The following is a 13,167-nucleotide window of genomic DNA, read 5'->3' on the forward strand; positions in this document are numbered from 1 at the left end:
CCCCCTTTCGGGGCGACGACGGTTAGTCGGTTCCGGAGTCGCCGGACGAACTATGTGACTCCGTGACACTGTAACGGTATGCAGGTCCGCGAACTCATGTCGACAGAGGTGGTCACCGTCGGTCTCGAGGCGACGCTGGCCGACGCCGCCGACAGACTGCTCAATGCGGGCGTGGGCTCGGTCATCGTCGTCGAGGACGGCGAACCTGTCGGCATCGTCACCGAATCAGACGTACTCAGAGCCGCGCGGGACACGGGGAACGCGCTCCGGGATATCGACGTGCGCGAGGTGGGCCACGGGGCTGTCGTGACGACCTCTCCCTCGAAGGCAGTGACCACCGTCGCCCGGCTGATGGCCGACGAGGGGGTCAAGAAGGTCCCCGTCATGGACGGGCTCGATCTGGTCGGCATGGTGACACTGACAGACATCGTCTGGGCGCTCCCGTCACTGCGAGCGGAGACGACGGCGATGGAGGCGGTCCGCGACAGGTGGAGCCCGAGCTGACTGGGCCCAGCGGCCCGGCCGTGGTATAGCGTAACAAAACTGATTTATATATTGTCCGTAGTTTTTCATGTTACCAACAGGTGTGGGGGAAAATGCACACGACTGATGTATACCGCTGTGACGGCTGTGGGACCGAGTACCGCGTCGCCGGAGAGGGACACCCGACGGTGCTCTGTTCTGAGTGCAAACAGGTGGCGACACCCCACGGCGACTCGGTCGCCGGGCGGGAGTACCACGTCGGCCGCGCGAAATACGTCGAAGGCCGCCGGCGGACCACCGAGGCGATGCGACGCTTCGAGTCGGGACAGATGACCCTCGCGCGCGGCGGCTTCAACGACGCGGCCGGCGAGTTCGAGGACAGCGTCGACCACTTCACGGCAGCGGTGTCAGGGGCCAAAAGCGAGTCGGTCCGCGAGGCCTGCGAGCGGGCGCGCAAGAAGGCGACCTGTCTCTGGCAGGCCGTCGAGTGGCTCGGCGGGGCGACCTACGCCAGCGAACAGGGGGATACGGACCGGGCGACGCGGTACCGCGAGGACGCCCAGCAGCGGCTCCGGGCCGCGAAAGCGTACGGCGAACTCGTCGCGCCGGAGCAAGTCACCGAATAACTGCCGTCGGTCCTCGGCAGACCCGACGGCTTGTCTCCGATGCCGTCGGTCCTCGGCAGACCCGACGGCTTGTCTCCGATGCCGTCGGTCCTCGGCAGACCCGACGGCTTGTCTCCGATGCCGTCGGTCCTCGGCAGACCCGACGGCTTGTCTCCGATGCCGTCGGTCCTCGGCAGACCCGACGGCTTGTCTCCGATGCCGTCGGTCCTTATCGACCCCGCCGCCCTTTCGTCTGGCGGTAGTCCTGGCCCAGCACGTCGCTGAAGTGGTCGAGGAAAGCGGTGCGTTCCTCGTCGGTCTGTTCGACCGGCGGAATCATCGGGAGAATCTCGAACCCACGCCCGCGAATGGTCGTCGCGTGGCGCTCCTCGATATCGAGTTCGTCCTCGCTGAGCGTCGTATACTCGAAGGCCAGCTCCTCGAGGGGGCGCTGGCCCACCGGGAGGAGGATTTCGGGGTTTATCATCCGTATCTCGCTGTTGAGATACGGCTCGCAGTTGACCACCTCCTCGTCGGTGGCGTCGCGCTCGGGGTGGCGACAGCGCGTGACGTATGTTAGAAAGGTGTTCTTGAGTTCGGGCTCGGCGGCGTCGGGGTCCTCGACCATGTCGACGGCGTCGAGGATGTCGAGCAGTTCCCGTTCCTGCTCGCCGGTAAAGGGGATACCCGACTCGTCGGCCCCCGCCGCGGGCGAGTCACCGAGGACGATGAACTCCGCCCCCACGTCGCCGTAGCCGTGGACGACGGTTTCGCGGGAGTCACACAGCTCGGGGCAGTTCTGGCACTGTTCGTCCATACCGAAGGGGTTCGACATCGAGTCCTGGTTGGCGTCCATGCTAATCCTCGTCGATGGTTTTCGCGTGCGTCTCGGCGTCTTCGGGGTCGTTCTGCGGGCTGGAGGGATGGTAATCAGTGTCGTACTCACCGGCGCGGCCGTCGAGCCGGTCGGGGTTGATGCGGCCGCCAAGCAGCATGAAGTCGAGCACGGTGCAGTACAGCATTGCTTCGACGACTGGGACGGCGCGGGGCGGGAGCACGGGGTCGTGGCGGCCCGTCACCGTTATCTCTTTTTCCTCGCCGGTCTCCCAGTCGACGGTCTTCTGGGTCTTCGGGAAGGAGACGGGCGCGTGCCAGGTCACCTCGCCGTAGATTGGGTCGCCGGTCGTGATGCCGCCCTGGAGACCACCGTGGTCGTTGCCCGCGGGGACCGGGTCGCCGTTCTCAGCAAACTCCCAGTCCTCTGTGTACTCGGAGCCACGCATCGTGCGGGCGTCCCGGCCGACCCCGAGCGCGAGGTCGGTGACCGCGGGGATAGAGTACATCGCCTGGCCGAGCCGCGAGGGAATCGAGTCAAAACGGGGCGCGCCCAGCCCGCGAGGGACGCCCTGACATTCGAAGTAGATAGCGCCGCCAATCGAGTCGCCCTCCTTTTGGTGTTTGTCCGCGAGGTCGCGCATCTCCTCGGCGGCCTCGGGGTCGGCACACCGGACCTCGTTTTCCTCGCTGTGTTCGAGCATCTCCTCGAAGGTCACGTCCTCGGCGACCACGTCGCCGATCTGGCAGACGTGGGCCTTTATCTGGACGTCGTACTCGGACTGTTCCAGGACCTGCTTTGCGACGCCGCCGGCGGCGACCCAGTTGACGGTCTCGCGGGCCGACGAGCGGCCGCCGCCGCCCCAGTTTCGCGTGCCGAACTTCGCGGAGTACGTGAAGTCGCCGTGGGAGGGGCGCGGGGCAGTGATGAACGGCTCGTACTTGCCCGAGCGGGCGTCCTTGTTCTGGATGACCATCCCGATGGGCGTCCCCGTGGTGTAGCCGTCCTGGATGCCGGAGTTGAGCTTTACCTTGTCCGGTTCGCCACGGGAGGTCGTAATCATCGACTGGCCGGGTTTGCGCCGGTCTAAGTCCTTCTGTATCTCCGCTTCGGAGAGTTCGACGCCAGCCGGGACGCCAGAGACCGTACAGCCCATCGCTTCGCCGTGAGACTCACCGTATGTGGTCAGCCGGAAGAGCCGGCCGAACTCGTTGCCGTTCATTACGAACCTCTGGGGGGCGGGGACATTTGAACCTTGTAGATGTATGGGGCCATCGCCTGGGGCCAGAGTGTTGGAAAAAATACATATGTGCCGGTAGAGTACTGACATAGAATGTCAGTCATCACCGAAATCACAGTCGAGGAAAGCGAGTTTCTCCTGGGGAGAGTCCTCGCACGGGATTCCGTGGCGGACATCGAGCTGGAGCGAACGGTTCCGGCATCGGGACAGGTGATGCCCTACATCTGGGTGACGGGACGGGACCTGCCCGAGTTCGAGCGGCGGGTTCGAACAAGCCCGCACGTCGCGCGGCTGGTCGCCGTCGACGTGGTCAACAATCAGGGGATGTACCGTATCGAGTGGGCCGACAACGGCGAGAGCCTCGTCCACGGGCTCGCCGAGACGGGGGCGACGATTCTGGAGGCTCGTCGCAACGGTACGTGGGAGTTACAGCTCCGGTTCGAGGACTACGGCGGCCTGGCCAGATTCCACACCTACTGTCGACGCGACGGGATTGAAATCTCGCTGGACCGGGTCTACTCCCCCGAAGAGCTCGAACAGAGGGGCGGAGACGGACTCCGCACCGAGCTGTAGGCCAGCGGACTACCGCTCGACCGCGCCGCCCAGCGATTCGAGCAGGTCGAAGAAGTTCGGGAAGGAGACGTCAACGTGTTCGGCACCCGTCACGGTGGTCTCGCCGTCGGCGACGAGGCCGGCCACGGCCAGTGACATGATAATGCGGTGGTCGGCCTTGCCGTCGACCGTCGCACCCTGCAGCTCCGAGTCCTCACCGTAGACGACGAGTTCGTCCTGTTTCTCTTCGACTGTGGCGCCCATCTTGGTCAGTTCCTCGGCCATCGCGCTGACGCGGTCGGTCTCCTTGTAGCGGACGTGTTCGGCGTCGGTGATGCGGGTGACGCCGTCGGCGGCCGCGCCAAGCGTCGCGATGGTGGGCAGGAGGTCCGGCGTGTCCTCGACGCCGACCTCGATACCCGAGAGCTCGCTCTGCTCGACCGTAATCTCGCCGCTCTCGCGGTCCCACGAGAGCGTCGCGCCCATCCGGTCGAGTATGTCGACGATAGCGGTGTCGCCCTGCGCGCTCGGGACGGCCGAGGTGACGGTCATCCCCTCCGGGGCTGCCAGTGCACCCATGGCGAGGAGGTAGCTAATCGAGGAGAAGTCACCGGGGACGTGGTACTCGCCGCCCGCCGGGTCGTATGACTGACCGCCGGCGACGGTGAAGCCGTCCGTTGTCCGCTCGGCCGTGACGCCGTAGTCGGCGAGCACTTCCAGTGTGATGTCGACATACGGGGAGGATTTGAGCTCGGTCGTCAGTTCGATGTCGATGCCCTCGCCGGTGACGGCGCCGGCCATCAGCAGGGCGGTGATATACTGCGAGGAGACGTCCCCGGGGATGGAGACAGATCCGCCGTCGACGGCGCCGCCGACGACCAGGGGCGCCTGCCCGTTCCCGCGTGTACTCTCCGCGCGGCCGTCCAGTTGCCCGATGGCGTCGAGCAGCGGGCCCTGGGGCCGAGAACGGAGCGAGTCGTCGCCGGTCAGGACGGTCAGACGGTCCTGCAGCGCGGCCGTCGCGGTCACCAGCCGCATCGTCGTGCCGCTGTTTGCACAGTCGATGACAGTGTCGGGGGTCTCCGGGCGGCCATCGAAGCCCGTGACTTCGATAGCCGACTCGTCGCTGCGGTCGACACTGCCGCCGTAGGCAGTGACCGCTCGCATCGTCGCCTTCGTGTCGGCGCTGACGAGCGGCGCTTTGACCGTCGCGCCGCCGGCGTAGCCCGCTGCGAGGATAGCCCGGTGCGTGTAGCTCTTCGACGGCGGGGCCTGTGCGGTGCCCGAGACCGTCGACGTGCCGATGGTGATATCCATGGTCAGGCGATTGCGGGCGGGCGACAAGAGGCTACCGCTCCCGGCACTACAGCCGGACCGCCCCGGCGACGAACGCGACCATCCGGACGGCAACGGCGACGTGTATCATGACCTGGGCGCCCTGTCCGAGGGCGGTGAGCCCGAGCGGCGGTGCGATGGCGACGACGGGAACGAGCATCACGACCAAGACCACCGCAGAGAGTACGGTGAAGTTCCCTACCGGCCGGTCAGTGAGTCTGACCAGCGGCGGCCGGTGGACCAGCGCCGTCGCCGCGTCGAGCCGTTGCTTCATCCCGCCGGAGAAGTCGGCGGCGCGCTCGTGGTAGCGGTGTGGTTCCAGCTGCTCCCCTGACTCACTCGACAGAGATGTCCACGGTGTCACTCGCCCGCGTCCCGTCGGCGAAGGTCACGGTCAACTGGACCGTGTACGTGCCGCGCGTGTCGAACTGGACCTCGGCGTAGTCGTCGTACTCTAGGATGTCCGCACCCGACCCCGAAGGCTGGGCGATTATCGAGAAGTCCGCGTCCGTGACGGTTCCGCCCGACGTGTCATAGGAGAGCTCGACACTGGCCTCCCCGTACTCGTCAAGCGTGACCGGTCCCCCGTCGTACTGTCTCGTTGCCGTCGGCTCGCTCTCGGACGGCGTCGAGGTGGCCGCCGCTGTCGCCGCCGTGTCAGTCAACCCCGGTTCACTCTCGGTCGGCTCCCTCCCCGCCCCATTACAACCAGGAAGAAGGCCCAGGGCGACACTCACGATACCGAGAAACGTCCGACGGCTCCCTATCGTGGGCACAGGCACCTGTGGCGGGAAAATAGCTGTTCCGGCCGCTACATCGCCTCACTTCGTATCGGAATGGCTGTGCTCTCTCCCAGTTCCGTTTCGTCGCCAGTTTACAGCACCGTCCGGGCCTCGATAGTATGCGTGTAGTCGTCGTCGACGTTCGAGTGGACGGCGTCCGTGACCTCTCTTGGGGTCCCACAGAGCGCCCGAGAGTTGGATGCCGAACAGCGGTCGTCTCCTGCCGGTGGTAGTGAATCACCCGCCAGTTGCCGGATTGCGTCGTCGGCCACAGGATAGGCAAGAGTCAGCAGACGGCGGTAGCCCTTTGCCGTCCCCGCCCCGACTGGCTGGTATGCCCGACTTCGCCAGACTCGACGCGTTTCTCGACGAGACCGATATCGAGGGGTACCTCATCGACGCGGACTCGACGGATTCCGACCAGTACTACCTCTCGGGATTCGACGCGCCGGACCCCTTCGTCACGCTGTACGACGGGGAGACGCACCTGCTCTTTCCCCGGAGTCTGGAGTTTGGCCGGGCCAAACGGGAGTCGCGTGCCGAAACGGTCGAACGCTACGTCGATTTCGACCACGCCGAACTGGTCGAGGAGCACGGTCCTGAGGCGGCGGTCTCGAACGTCCTCGCCCGGTTTCTCGACTCCTACGGCGTCGACAGCGTCGCGGTACCCGCGCGGTTCCCGCTGCGGACTGCCGACGGCCTCCGGGCCCAGGGCGTCGACGTGACGCCCGACACCGACGGGGCGGTTACGGAGATTCGTGCGACCAAGACCGACGAGGAAATCGAGCACGTCCGGGCGGCCCAGAAAGCGAACGAGGCGGCGATGCGGGCCGCCGAGGACCTGCTGGCCGATGCCGTGGTGGGCGAGAACGGGGACCTGGAACACGACGGTGCGGTACTGACCAGCGAGCGGGTCAAAGAGGAAATCGAGGTGACGCTCTTGCGGAACGGCTGCTCGCTCGACGAGACCATCGTCGCCTGCGGGGCCGACGCGGCGGACCCCCACGACCGCGGTAGCGGGCCCCTGAACGCTGGAGAGCCCATCATCGTCGACATCTTCCCCCGCGACAAGACGACGAAGTACCACGCCGACATGACCCGGACGTTCTGCAAGGGCGAGCCGGGCGAGACCGTGCGGGAGTGGTACGACCTGACCGAGCGGGCGAAGACGGCCGCCTTCGACGCGCTGGAACCCGGCGCGACGGGCGAGGACGTCCACGACGTGGTCTGTGACGTCTACGAGGCGGCCGGACTGCCGACGTTGCGTAGCGACGACCGCGCGGAGACGGGCTTCATCCACTCCACCGGCCACGGCGTCGGCCTGGACGTCCACGAACTCCCGCAGCTCTCGCCCTCGGGCGGCGAGCTCGAGCCCGGCCACGTCGTCACCATCGAGCCGGGTCTGTACGATCCCGACGTTGGCGGCATCCGCATCGAGGACATCGCCGTCGTCACCGAGGACGGCTACGAGAACCTCACCGAGTACGAACAGCGGCTGGTCGTGTGAGTGTCTCTCAGTAGGAGCCAGGTCCGTTCGGGGATAAATCATGAACTTTTATTATAGATGGGGCGAAAGCAGGTGATACATCATGCTTGTACGCAAGCTCGCCACGCCCCGGCCCGAGGATTCCACGACCGACCACCGCTGCGACCCGACACGACCCCCCGGATGACAACCACGATAACCACCCCGACCGACGACGAATCGTATCCGACCCCCGAGTTTGGCACCCGTTCTACTGACGGTGCGCCGCTGATGTTCTCACCGACCAGCACGGCGACAGCCGGCCACTTCGACACCGAGGCAGACGAGCCTCGCTGAGTAGCGCTGTCGCTGGCGGCGTGACACAACCGTTTTCCGCCCACGTGGCATGGCTCAGATATGGCCGATTACACCACGGTCTCGATACCGAAAGACCTCGCCGAGCGCGTCGAGGAGACTATCGAGGGGACCAGCTTCTCCAGTACCTCGGACCTGGTCCGCTTCCTGCTTCGCAGTATCGTCGTCGAACACCAGCGCGAAGGGGAACTGACGGAGGCACAGTTCCAGGACATCACTGACCAGCTGCGGGACCTGGGCTACCTGGAGTAGCGGACCCGCTAGGCCAGCGATTTCTCGGGCGGTTCGATATCCAGAATATCGACCTCGACGGTCCGTCCCGACCGGTCGAACGCGCCGAAGCTCTCGGTGTCCCAGGGCGGGATGGCGACGAAGATGACCTCGTGGAGGTCGTCAAGCTTGCTGACGCCCATATAGCCGTCGGGGTGAGAGACGAAACGGCCCTGAGTCTGCCCGGCGGGCGTCCCCAGGTCCATCCCGAAGACTGCGTTGACCGACCCCCCGGCCGACGGGAGATAGAAGTCGGTAAACACCGGTGTCTCGGGGTCGAGGCCGGCGTCAGGTAGCTGCCCGGCTTCCGTGACCGCCAGCGAGATAGTCACGTCGTTCGGCTCGGCCTCCCTGGCCATCCGCAGCAACGTTTCGACGAGACCGCGTGTAACGTACACCACACCCAAATTTCGTGCGGTGGTCGTATAATCCCGTCGCCGGCTGGCCCGGGAACGCGACGCCGTCGCCGGCTACCCCAGGACAAAGGACTTCAGATTCTTGACGTAGAGCCCCGGCGTCCGGCCGCGAGACCCCCGGACTGCGTCCGCGAGCGCGCCGCTCGCGTCGTCCATGATACCGTGACCGTGGCCCACGAGCAGTCGCTCCGGAGTCAGGCGGTTCAGCTTCGTCGGGGGCGTCAACCGCAGCATGGGGTGGACGCCCAGCCGCTCGGTCCCCGCCAGGAAATAGTCAGCCGTCCCGACGGCCTCCGGGACCACCAGTGTATCGTCCTCGTCGCCGTACAGCGCCGCTTCCTTCCAGAAGGCGTTGCTCGTCAGTTCGTGGACGCCGTAGTCGGTGTCCGGAATCTGGCGGTGGACCCGCTCGGTGGTCGCGTCGATGTCGGCCTCGACGCCGGCCAGGGCGTCGGGGACGTAGACGGGCACGTCGTGGCGCTTCGCGATGGTCGCCGAGTCCCGCTTGTGGCGGTCAAGGAGGACGATGACGCCGGCCACCTCGCCGAACTCCGTGAAAAGGTCGTCGATGCCCTCGGCGTCGACCGGGTCGACGACGATTGCGCCGGCGTCGGTCCCGAGCACGTGGCTCGCCCGCTGCATCGTCTCCTCGGGGTAGGCAATCCAGCTCGCGCCCCGGTCCCAGCGGTTCGTCTCCGTCCAGTCCGTCGCGGTGCCGTCGCCTTTCATTGGCATAGTCGCTCTTCGGGCTCGGCGAAAATAAAGGGTCTATCTAACCGATGGGGACTCAGTCGGACCATTCGCTGTTGAGCCCGCCGCCGCCGGTCACGAACCACCGGGCTGCGGTGTAACAGACGCCGACGAAAACCAGTATCGCGACGGCCGATTCAATGCTGTCCGTACCAATAATTCTCGAGGAACTCATATGGTTCCACTGAAAAGACAGAGAGAACACTGGTCAGATGGGAGTTCGCTACGAGCTATCGGTGATCTTCGAGAGCGATTCTGATGGTGTTTACTGTGCGTGCTGACCGCGCTGAGAGAAAATATTATACGGAGTACAAGAGGAGCTTACTACACTATCCGATGCAACGTCGTTCGATTCTCTCCCGTCTCGGCGGCGGACTGACAGTTACCGCGGTGGCCGGACTCGCCGGCTGTTCGGGTGATGGTTCCGAAGCCGGCTCCGGCGAGGCCGTCGAATCCAGCGTCGACGGACTGACCGTAATCAGCCACGAGGAGGGGGCTCCAGACGGGGTGACGCCCCCGGAGCGGAGCTTCGTGGTCAGTCTGATTATCGAGAACAGCGGCGATTCCGAGACTGACCCCACTGGCTACGATGAGGAGCTGAGGCTGTTCGACGAGTCCGACACCAACATCACGCCGAAATTGACCAGTGTTCAGCCGGCCGACATCGAGCTAGCTCCCGGAGAGCAGAGGCAGCTAGCGGTATCCGGCGTGTTCGAGGAAGACAGCGAGTACGCACCCGATGACGTAACCCGCTACGAGTTGTCGCTGACGTGTACTCAATTCTCTGACGGCACGTACTGTGAGTGATATCTATCCTCGAGTCCTATTTCTCCACAGGGCTGGGGAGACGGCAGTCCTGGTATCAGTGGGTCGTCACAGAGTTTCGAGGCGAAAGCCCACGACATCGGTCGTGGGCTTTCGGGCTGTTACCGCTGTGAAGTACCTGGACGGACGGTCGAGCACTCGATGCCGACAGTTTTGACCCACGCCGACTAAGGTCCACTATGCTCTCATCGCCCGAGTGGCTCGCCCTGGAGGTGAAGTATCCTGACCGGCTCACCGCCTTTTACGACGCCTTTCTCGAACTAGACGTCCTCGAAGAGCGTGACGGCGAAACCGTCCTCGCAGCCGGCGAGACTGAGCTCCGTCTCCGTGCCCCCGGCGACGTCCCCCGCGGTGGCCTCCATACCCACTACGCGCTGACCGTGCCCGACAGCGAGTACGACGACTGGCACGACCAGCTGGGCGAGCGGTTCGACCTGGTCGAACACACGTTCGGCGACGCGCGCTCGCTGTACTTCTACGACCCGGAGGGTAACTGCGTGGAACTCGGCGAGCGACCGCTGAAAGCTCAAAGCAGTGGCGTCACGGGACTTTTCGAACTGGTCCTGGAGGTCGAACAGCTAGACGGGGCCGTCGAGTTCTACGAACGGCTCGGCTTCGAGACCGTCGACGACGGACGCGAGGAGGGTCGGGTCCGGCTCACCACGGGCAAGTTCGACCTGGAACTGTGGTCGCCGCGGCTCGGTATCGCCGATGCCCGGGGCGGCGTGCACGTTGATTTCGGCGTCGTCACCGACGACCCCAGCTCAGTCGCCCGCGAGGTGGCCGACGACGCGCTCTCGGTCACGTCGGTCAAAGACGGCGTGCGGATTCGGGACCCCGACGGGCACTACGTGACGCTGGTCGGCTGAGTCAGGTTTCGAGGCGACTCTTGTCGATCCGGACGCTCGCCGGCGTCACGATGAGAAAGCCACGGAAGTGCATCAGGTCGCCGCCGGCGTCTTTCACCGGTCGGGCAAAGCCCGACGCAAGTTCGTTCAGGTCGCCGTCGACGTTCAACACGAGCACCTGGCCGTCCTCGATAGCCTCTACCCACTCCGCGTCGTCGGTCGTCCCGTCCAGCACGCCAAGCACGACCCGGTGGCTCCCTCCGGTCTCCTCGTCGGCAGCCATCTGGTCCTCGACCGCTTGCAGGTCCAGTCCCTCGAAATCACTCATGATGCAAACGGACGCGTGCGACCAGCAAAAATCTGCTCCCCGCGTCAGACGCCTGTCGTGCGAGAGGCTCGGCAACGGCGCCGACTAGAGGTTCCCCCGGAGATAGATTTTCTCGTCGTCCTTGGTGTCGACGGCGTCCTGATGAACTGTGTAGTCGTCCTCAGTGGCACTTCCCCAGCCGAGGTCCGAAAGCACAGACTCACCGAGACTCGGGTCGGGATTGACAGACAGCGTATCCCTTTCCACAGCGGTCACGCGGCCGAGTGTCGTCTCACTCGCATCGACTACTGTCTTCCCTTTGTCGTCCTCGGTAAATGTAACTGTCATCACGGCAATCAATGGTGTGCCTGTAATAATATCTGCTGCCTGCAGAGACAGGTTCGGTGGAACGAAAGCCCCGCAACTCGTCCGAACACCGCTCTCATAGCGGTATCTGTCGTTTCGAGGGGGCGTTGACGCCGCGGCGATGAACAACTATAAGTACGGGAAGTGACCACTAACACCTGCTTATGTCCAACAACGAGGGCACGTCGGGATCTCCGGCGGATCGAGTTCTTCCAGGGCACACTGGATTCCACGTCTGAGATAACAGACGCACGCATATTCGACACCACACTGCGCGACGGTGAGCAGTCGCCACGCACGTCGTTCAACTACGAGGACAAACGCGAGATAGCGGCGATACTCGACGAGATGGGCACCCACGTCATCGAGGCCGGGTTCCCCGTCAACTCCGACGCGGAGTTCGAGGCCGTCCGCGACATCGCCGAGTCCACGCACGTGACGACCTGCGGGCTGGCGCGTGTGGTCGAGAAGGACATCGAGGCGGCTCTGGATTCGGGTGTGGACATGGTCCACACCTTCGTCTCGACGTCCGACGTACAGTTACAAGACTCCATGCACGCGACCCGCCAGGAGGCGCTGGACTCGGCCGTCGAGTCCGTCGAGCGCATCACGGAGGCGGGCGCCGAGTGCATGTTCTCGCCGATGGACGCCACCCGCACCTCGGAGGACTTCCTCATCGAAGTCATCGAGGCGACGTCGGACGCGGGGGCCGACTGGATTAACATCCCAGACACCTGTGGGGTCGCGACGCCGCGGCGGTTCTACGACCTCATCGAGATCGTCGACGCGCATACGGACGCGCGCATCGACGTCCACACCCACGACGACTTCGGGTTCGCCTCGGCGAACGCCGTCTCCGGGTTCGAGGCGGGCGCGAGCCAGTCACAGGTGTCGGTCAACGGTATCGGCGAGCGAGCGGGCAACGCGGCCTACGAAGAGGTCGTGATGGCGCTGGAATCGCTCTACGACGTGAACACGGGCATCGATACGACCCGTATCACGGAGCTGTCCCGTATCGTCGAGGAGAAGTCGGACATCCCGGTGCCGGCGAACAAGCCCATCGTCGGGCGCAACGCCTTCTCCCACGAGAGCGGTATCCACGCCGCGGGCGTCATCGAGAACTCCGACACGTTCGAGCCCGGCGTCATGACCCCCGAGATGGTCGGTGCCGAGCGCGAACTGGTGCTTGGTAAACACACCGGCGCTCACTCGGTGCGCGAGCGGCTGGTCGATGCGGGCTACGCCCCGACCGACGCCGAAGTACGAGAGGTGACCCGCCGCGTCAAGGAGTTCGGCGCGGAGAAACAGCAGGTCACCATGAGCGAACTGGAGCGGTTCGCCCAGGAGGTCGGCGTCGACGAGGAGAGCGAGGAGGTCCGGGCGTAGGCCGATGACCTCGGTTTCGGTCGCGACTACCTGCCACCAGCCGCGGGGCCCCCGGAGTGGCCCGTACGACGCCGTTCGGCAGTATCTATCACAGAACGTTTATTACCCAGCGCCGACAGAGAATCGACGTGATGACAGCGCGCACTGGAGATTCGGTCCAGCGACCCGCCAGCGGCGCGCTCCTTCTTCGCGGCGTAGGTATTGTAGGGGCCTTCTAGCCCCGCACATCCCACTCCCGTCGCAGCCGGTACCGACTATCCACCACCCACCAGATACCCCAGCAATGCACACAGCAACCACACGACGACCGTATCGACAGCACACCAC

The 13,167-nt window shown here is 65.0% G+C and carries 19 protein-coding genes and 1 pseudogene; 9 read left to right on the plus strand and 11 right to left on the minus strand.

Translation table 11 applies throughout. From position 1 onward, the window contains the following. Window positions 1-78 precede the first annotated feature (78 nt). Both P1K32_RS15825 and P1K32_RS15830 read left to right on the plus strand, forming a co-directional pair. Entirely contained in the window at window positions 79-504 is a 426-nt protein-coding gene (locus P1K32_RS15825; protein ID WP_276250653.1) for a CBS domain-containing protein, read from the plus strand. A 92-nt stretch (window positions 505-596) separates the two neighbouring features. Further along, the gene (locus P1K32_RS15830) at window positions 597-1,109 is read left to right on the plus strand and encodes a hypothetical protein (protein WP_276250654.1); all 513 of its coding nucleotides are present in this window, start codon (window positions 597-599) and stop codon (window positions 1,107-1,109) included. 208 nt (window positions 1,110-1,317) lie between these two features. On the opposite strand, the gene P1K32_RS15835 is transcribed toward P1K32_RS15830, so the two are convergent. Continuing rightward, a complete protein-coding gene (locus tag P1K32_RS15835) occupies window positions 1,318-1,944 on the minus strand; it encodes a uracil-DNA glycosylase (RefSeq protein WP_276250655.1) in 627 nt (208 codons plus the stop codon). A gap of 1 nt (window position 1,945) precedes the next feature. Then, window positions 1,946-3,145: a chorismate synthase gene (aroC, locus tag P1K32_RS15840; RefSeq protein ID WP_276250656.1), complete on the minus strand. Its 1,200-nt coding sequence runs from the start codon at window positions 3,143-3,145 to the stop codon at window positions 1,946-1,948. Between the two features lie 111 nt (window positions 3,146-3,256). On the opposite strand from aroC, the gene P1K32_RS15845 reads away from it, so the two are divergent. Further along, a complete protein-coding gene (locus P1K32_RS15845; protein ID WP_276250657.1) occupies window positions 3,257-3,736 on the plus strand; it encodes a bacterio-opsin activator domain-containing protein in 480 nt (159 codons plus the stop codon). 9 nt (window positions 3,737-3,745) lie between these two features. Here P1K32_RS15845 and aroA read toward each other — a convergent pair whose 3' ends face one another. The 4 genes and pseudogenes from aroA to P1K32_RS15865 all read right to left on the minus strand — a co-directional run bounded on the left by aroA (window position 3,746) and on the right by P1K32_RS15865 (window position 6,104). Further along, on the minus strand, window positions 3,746-5,032 hold the full coding sequence (gene aroA, locus P1K32_RS15850; protein ID WP_276250658.1) for a 3-phosphoshikimate 1-carboxyvinyltransferase: 1,287 nt from the start codon (window positions 5,030-5,032) through the stop codon (window positions 3,746-3,748). A gap of 214 nt (window positions 5,033-5,246) precedes the next feature. Further along, window positions 5,247-5,351: pseudogene (locus P1K32_RS17840) on the minus strand (daunorubicin ABC transporter ATP-binding protein); the annotation flags it as partial. A 34-nt stretch (window positions 5,352-5,385) separates the two neighbouring features. Beyond that, complete coding sequence (locus tag P1K32_RS15860; protein ID WP_276250659.1) at window positions 5,386-5,715, minus strand: hypothetical protein; 330 nt, start codon at window positions 5,713-5,715, stop codon at window positions 5,386-5,388. Between the two features lie 209 nt (window positions 5,716-5,924). Further along, window positions 5,925-6,104, minus strand: a complete 180-nt coding sequence (locus P1K32_RS15865) for a hypothetical protein (protein ID WP_276250660.1) — start codon at window positions 6,102-6,104, stop codon at window positions 5,925-5,927. Window positions 6,105-6,166: 62 nt separating this feature from the next. Between P1K32_RS15865 and P1K32_RS15870 the strand changes: the two genes are divergently transcribed. The 3 genes from P1K32_RS15870 to P1K32_RS15880 all read left to right on the plus strand — a co-directional run bounded on the left by P1K32_RS15870 (window position 6,167) and on the right by P1K32_RS15880 (window position 7,924). Beyond that, complete coding sequence (locus P1K32_RS15870) at window positions 6,167-7,339, plus strand: M24 family metallopeptidase (RefSeq protein ID WP_276250661.1); 1,173 nt, start codon at window positions 6,167-6,169, stop codon at window positions 7,337-7,339. Window positions 7,340-7,501: 162 nt separating this feature from the next. After that, the gene (locus P1K32_RS15875; RefSeq protein ID WP_220587489.1) at window positions 7,502-7,654 is read left to right on the plus strand and encodes a hypothetical protein; all 153 of its coding nucleotides are present in this window, start codon (window positions 7,502-7,504) and stop codon (window positions 7,652-7,654) included. A gap of 60 nt (window positions 7,655-7,714) precedes the next feature. Beyond that, window positions 7,715-7,924: a ribbon-helix-helix domain-containing protein gene (locus tag P1K32_RS15880; RefSeq protein WP_004593281.1), complete on the plus strand. Its 210-nt coding sequence runs from the start codon at window positions 7,715-7,717 to the stop codon at window positions 7,922-7,924. Between the two features lie 8 nt (window positions 7,925-7,932). Here the strand turns inward: P1K32_RS15880 and P1K32_RS15885 are convergent, their stop codons facing one another. The 3 genes from P1K32_RS15885 to P1K32_RS15895 form a co-directional block, all read right to left on the minus strand. Next, window positions 7,933-8,343, minus strand: coding sequence for a JAB/MPN domain protein-containing protein (locus P1K32_RS15885; RefSeq protein WP_276250662.1), 411 nt, complete (start codon window positions 8,341-8,343; stop codon window positions 7,933-7,935). Between the two features lie 69 nt (window positions 8,344-8,412). Then, window positions 8,413-9,093, minus strand: a complete 681-nt coding sequence (locus tag P1K32_RS15890) for a hypothetical protein (RefSeq protein ID WP_276250663.1) — start codon at window positions 9,091-9,093, stop codon at window positions 8,413-8,415. A gap of 52 nt (window positions 9,094-9,145) precedes the next feature. Then, window positions 9,146-9,283, minus strand: a complete 138-nt coding sequence (locus tag P1K32_RS15895) for a hypothetical protein (protein ID WP_276250664.1) — start codon at window positions 9,281-9,283, stop codon at window positions 9,146-9,148. A gap of 83 nt (window positions 9,284-9,366) precedes the next feature. Here P1K32_RS15895 and P1K32_RS15900 point away from each other — a divergent pair, with 83 nt between their 5' ends. Beyond that, complete coding sequence (locus P1K32_RS15900; RefSeq protein WP_276250665.1) at window positions 9,367-9,915, plus strand: hypothetical protein; 549 nt, start codon at window positions 9,367-9,369, stop codon at window positions 9,913-9,915. Between the two features lie 197 nt (window positions 9,916-10,112). Then, entirely contained in the window at window positions 10,113-10,802 is a 690-nt protein-coding gene (locus P1K32_RS15905; protein WP_276250666.1) for a VOC family protein, read from the plus strand. Between the two features lies 1 nt (window position 10,803). Here P1K32_RS15905 and P1K32_RS15910 read toward each other — a convergent pair whose 3' ends face one another. Together P1K32_RS15910 and P1K32_RS15915 are read right to left on the minus strand one after the other, a co-directional pair. Then, the gene (locus P1K32_RS15910) at window positions 10,804-11,109 is read right to left on the minus strand and encodes a DUF5779 family protein (RefSeq protein WP_276250667.1); all 306 of its coding nucleotides are present in this window, start codon (window positions 11,107-11,109) and stop codon (window positions 10,804-10,806) included. A gap of 84 nt (window positions 11,110-11,193) precedes the next feature. Beyond that, entirely contained in the window at window positions 11,194-11,436 is a 243-nt protein-coding gene (locus tag P1K32_RS15915; RefSeq protein ID WP_276250668.1) for a hypothetical protein, read from the minus strand. 162 nt (window positions 11,437-11,598) lie between these two features. On the opposite strand from P1K32_RS15915, the gene P1K32_RS15920 reads away from it, so the two are divergent. Next, complete coding sequence (locus P1K32_RS15920) at window positions 11,599-12,840, plus strand: LeuA family protein (protein WP_276250669.1); 1,242 nt, start codon at window positions 11,599-11,601, stop codon at window positions 12,838-12,840. The last annotated feature ends 327 nt before the right edge of the window (window positions 12,841-13,167 follow it).

The organism is Haloarcula rara, from assembly GCF_029338235.1.
In the GTDB taxonomy this organism is placed as follows: Archaea; Halobacteriota; Halobacteria; order Halobacteriales; family Haloarculaceae; genus Haloarcula; species Haloarcula rara.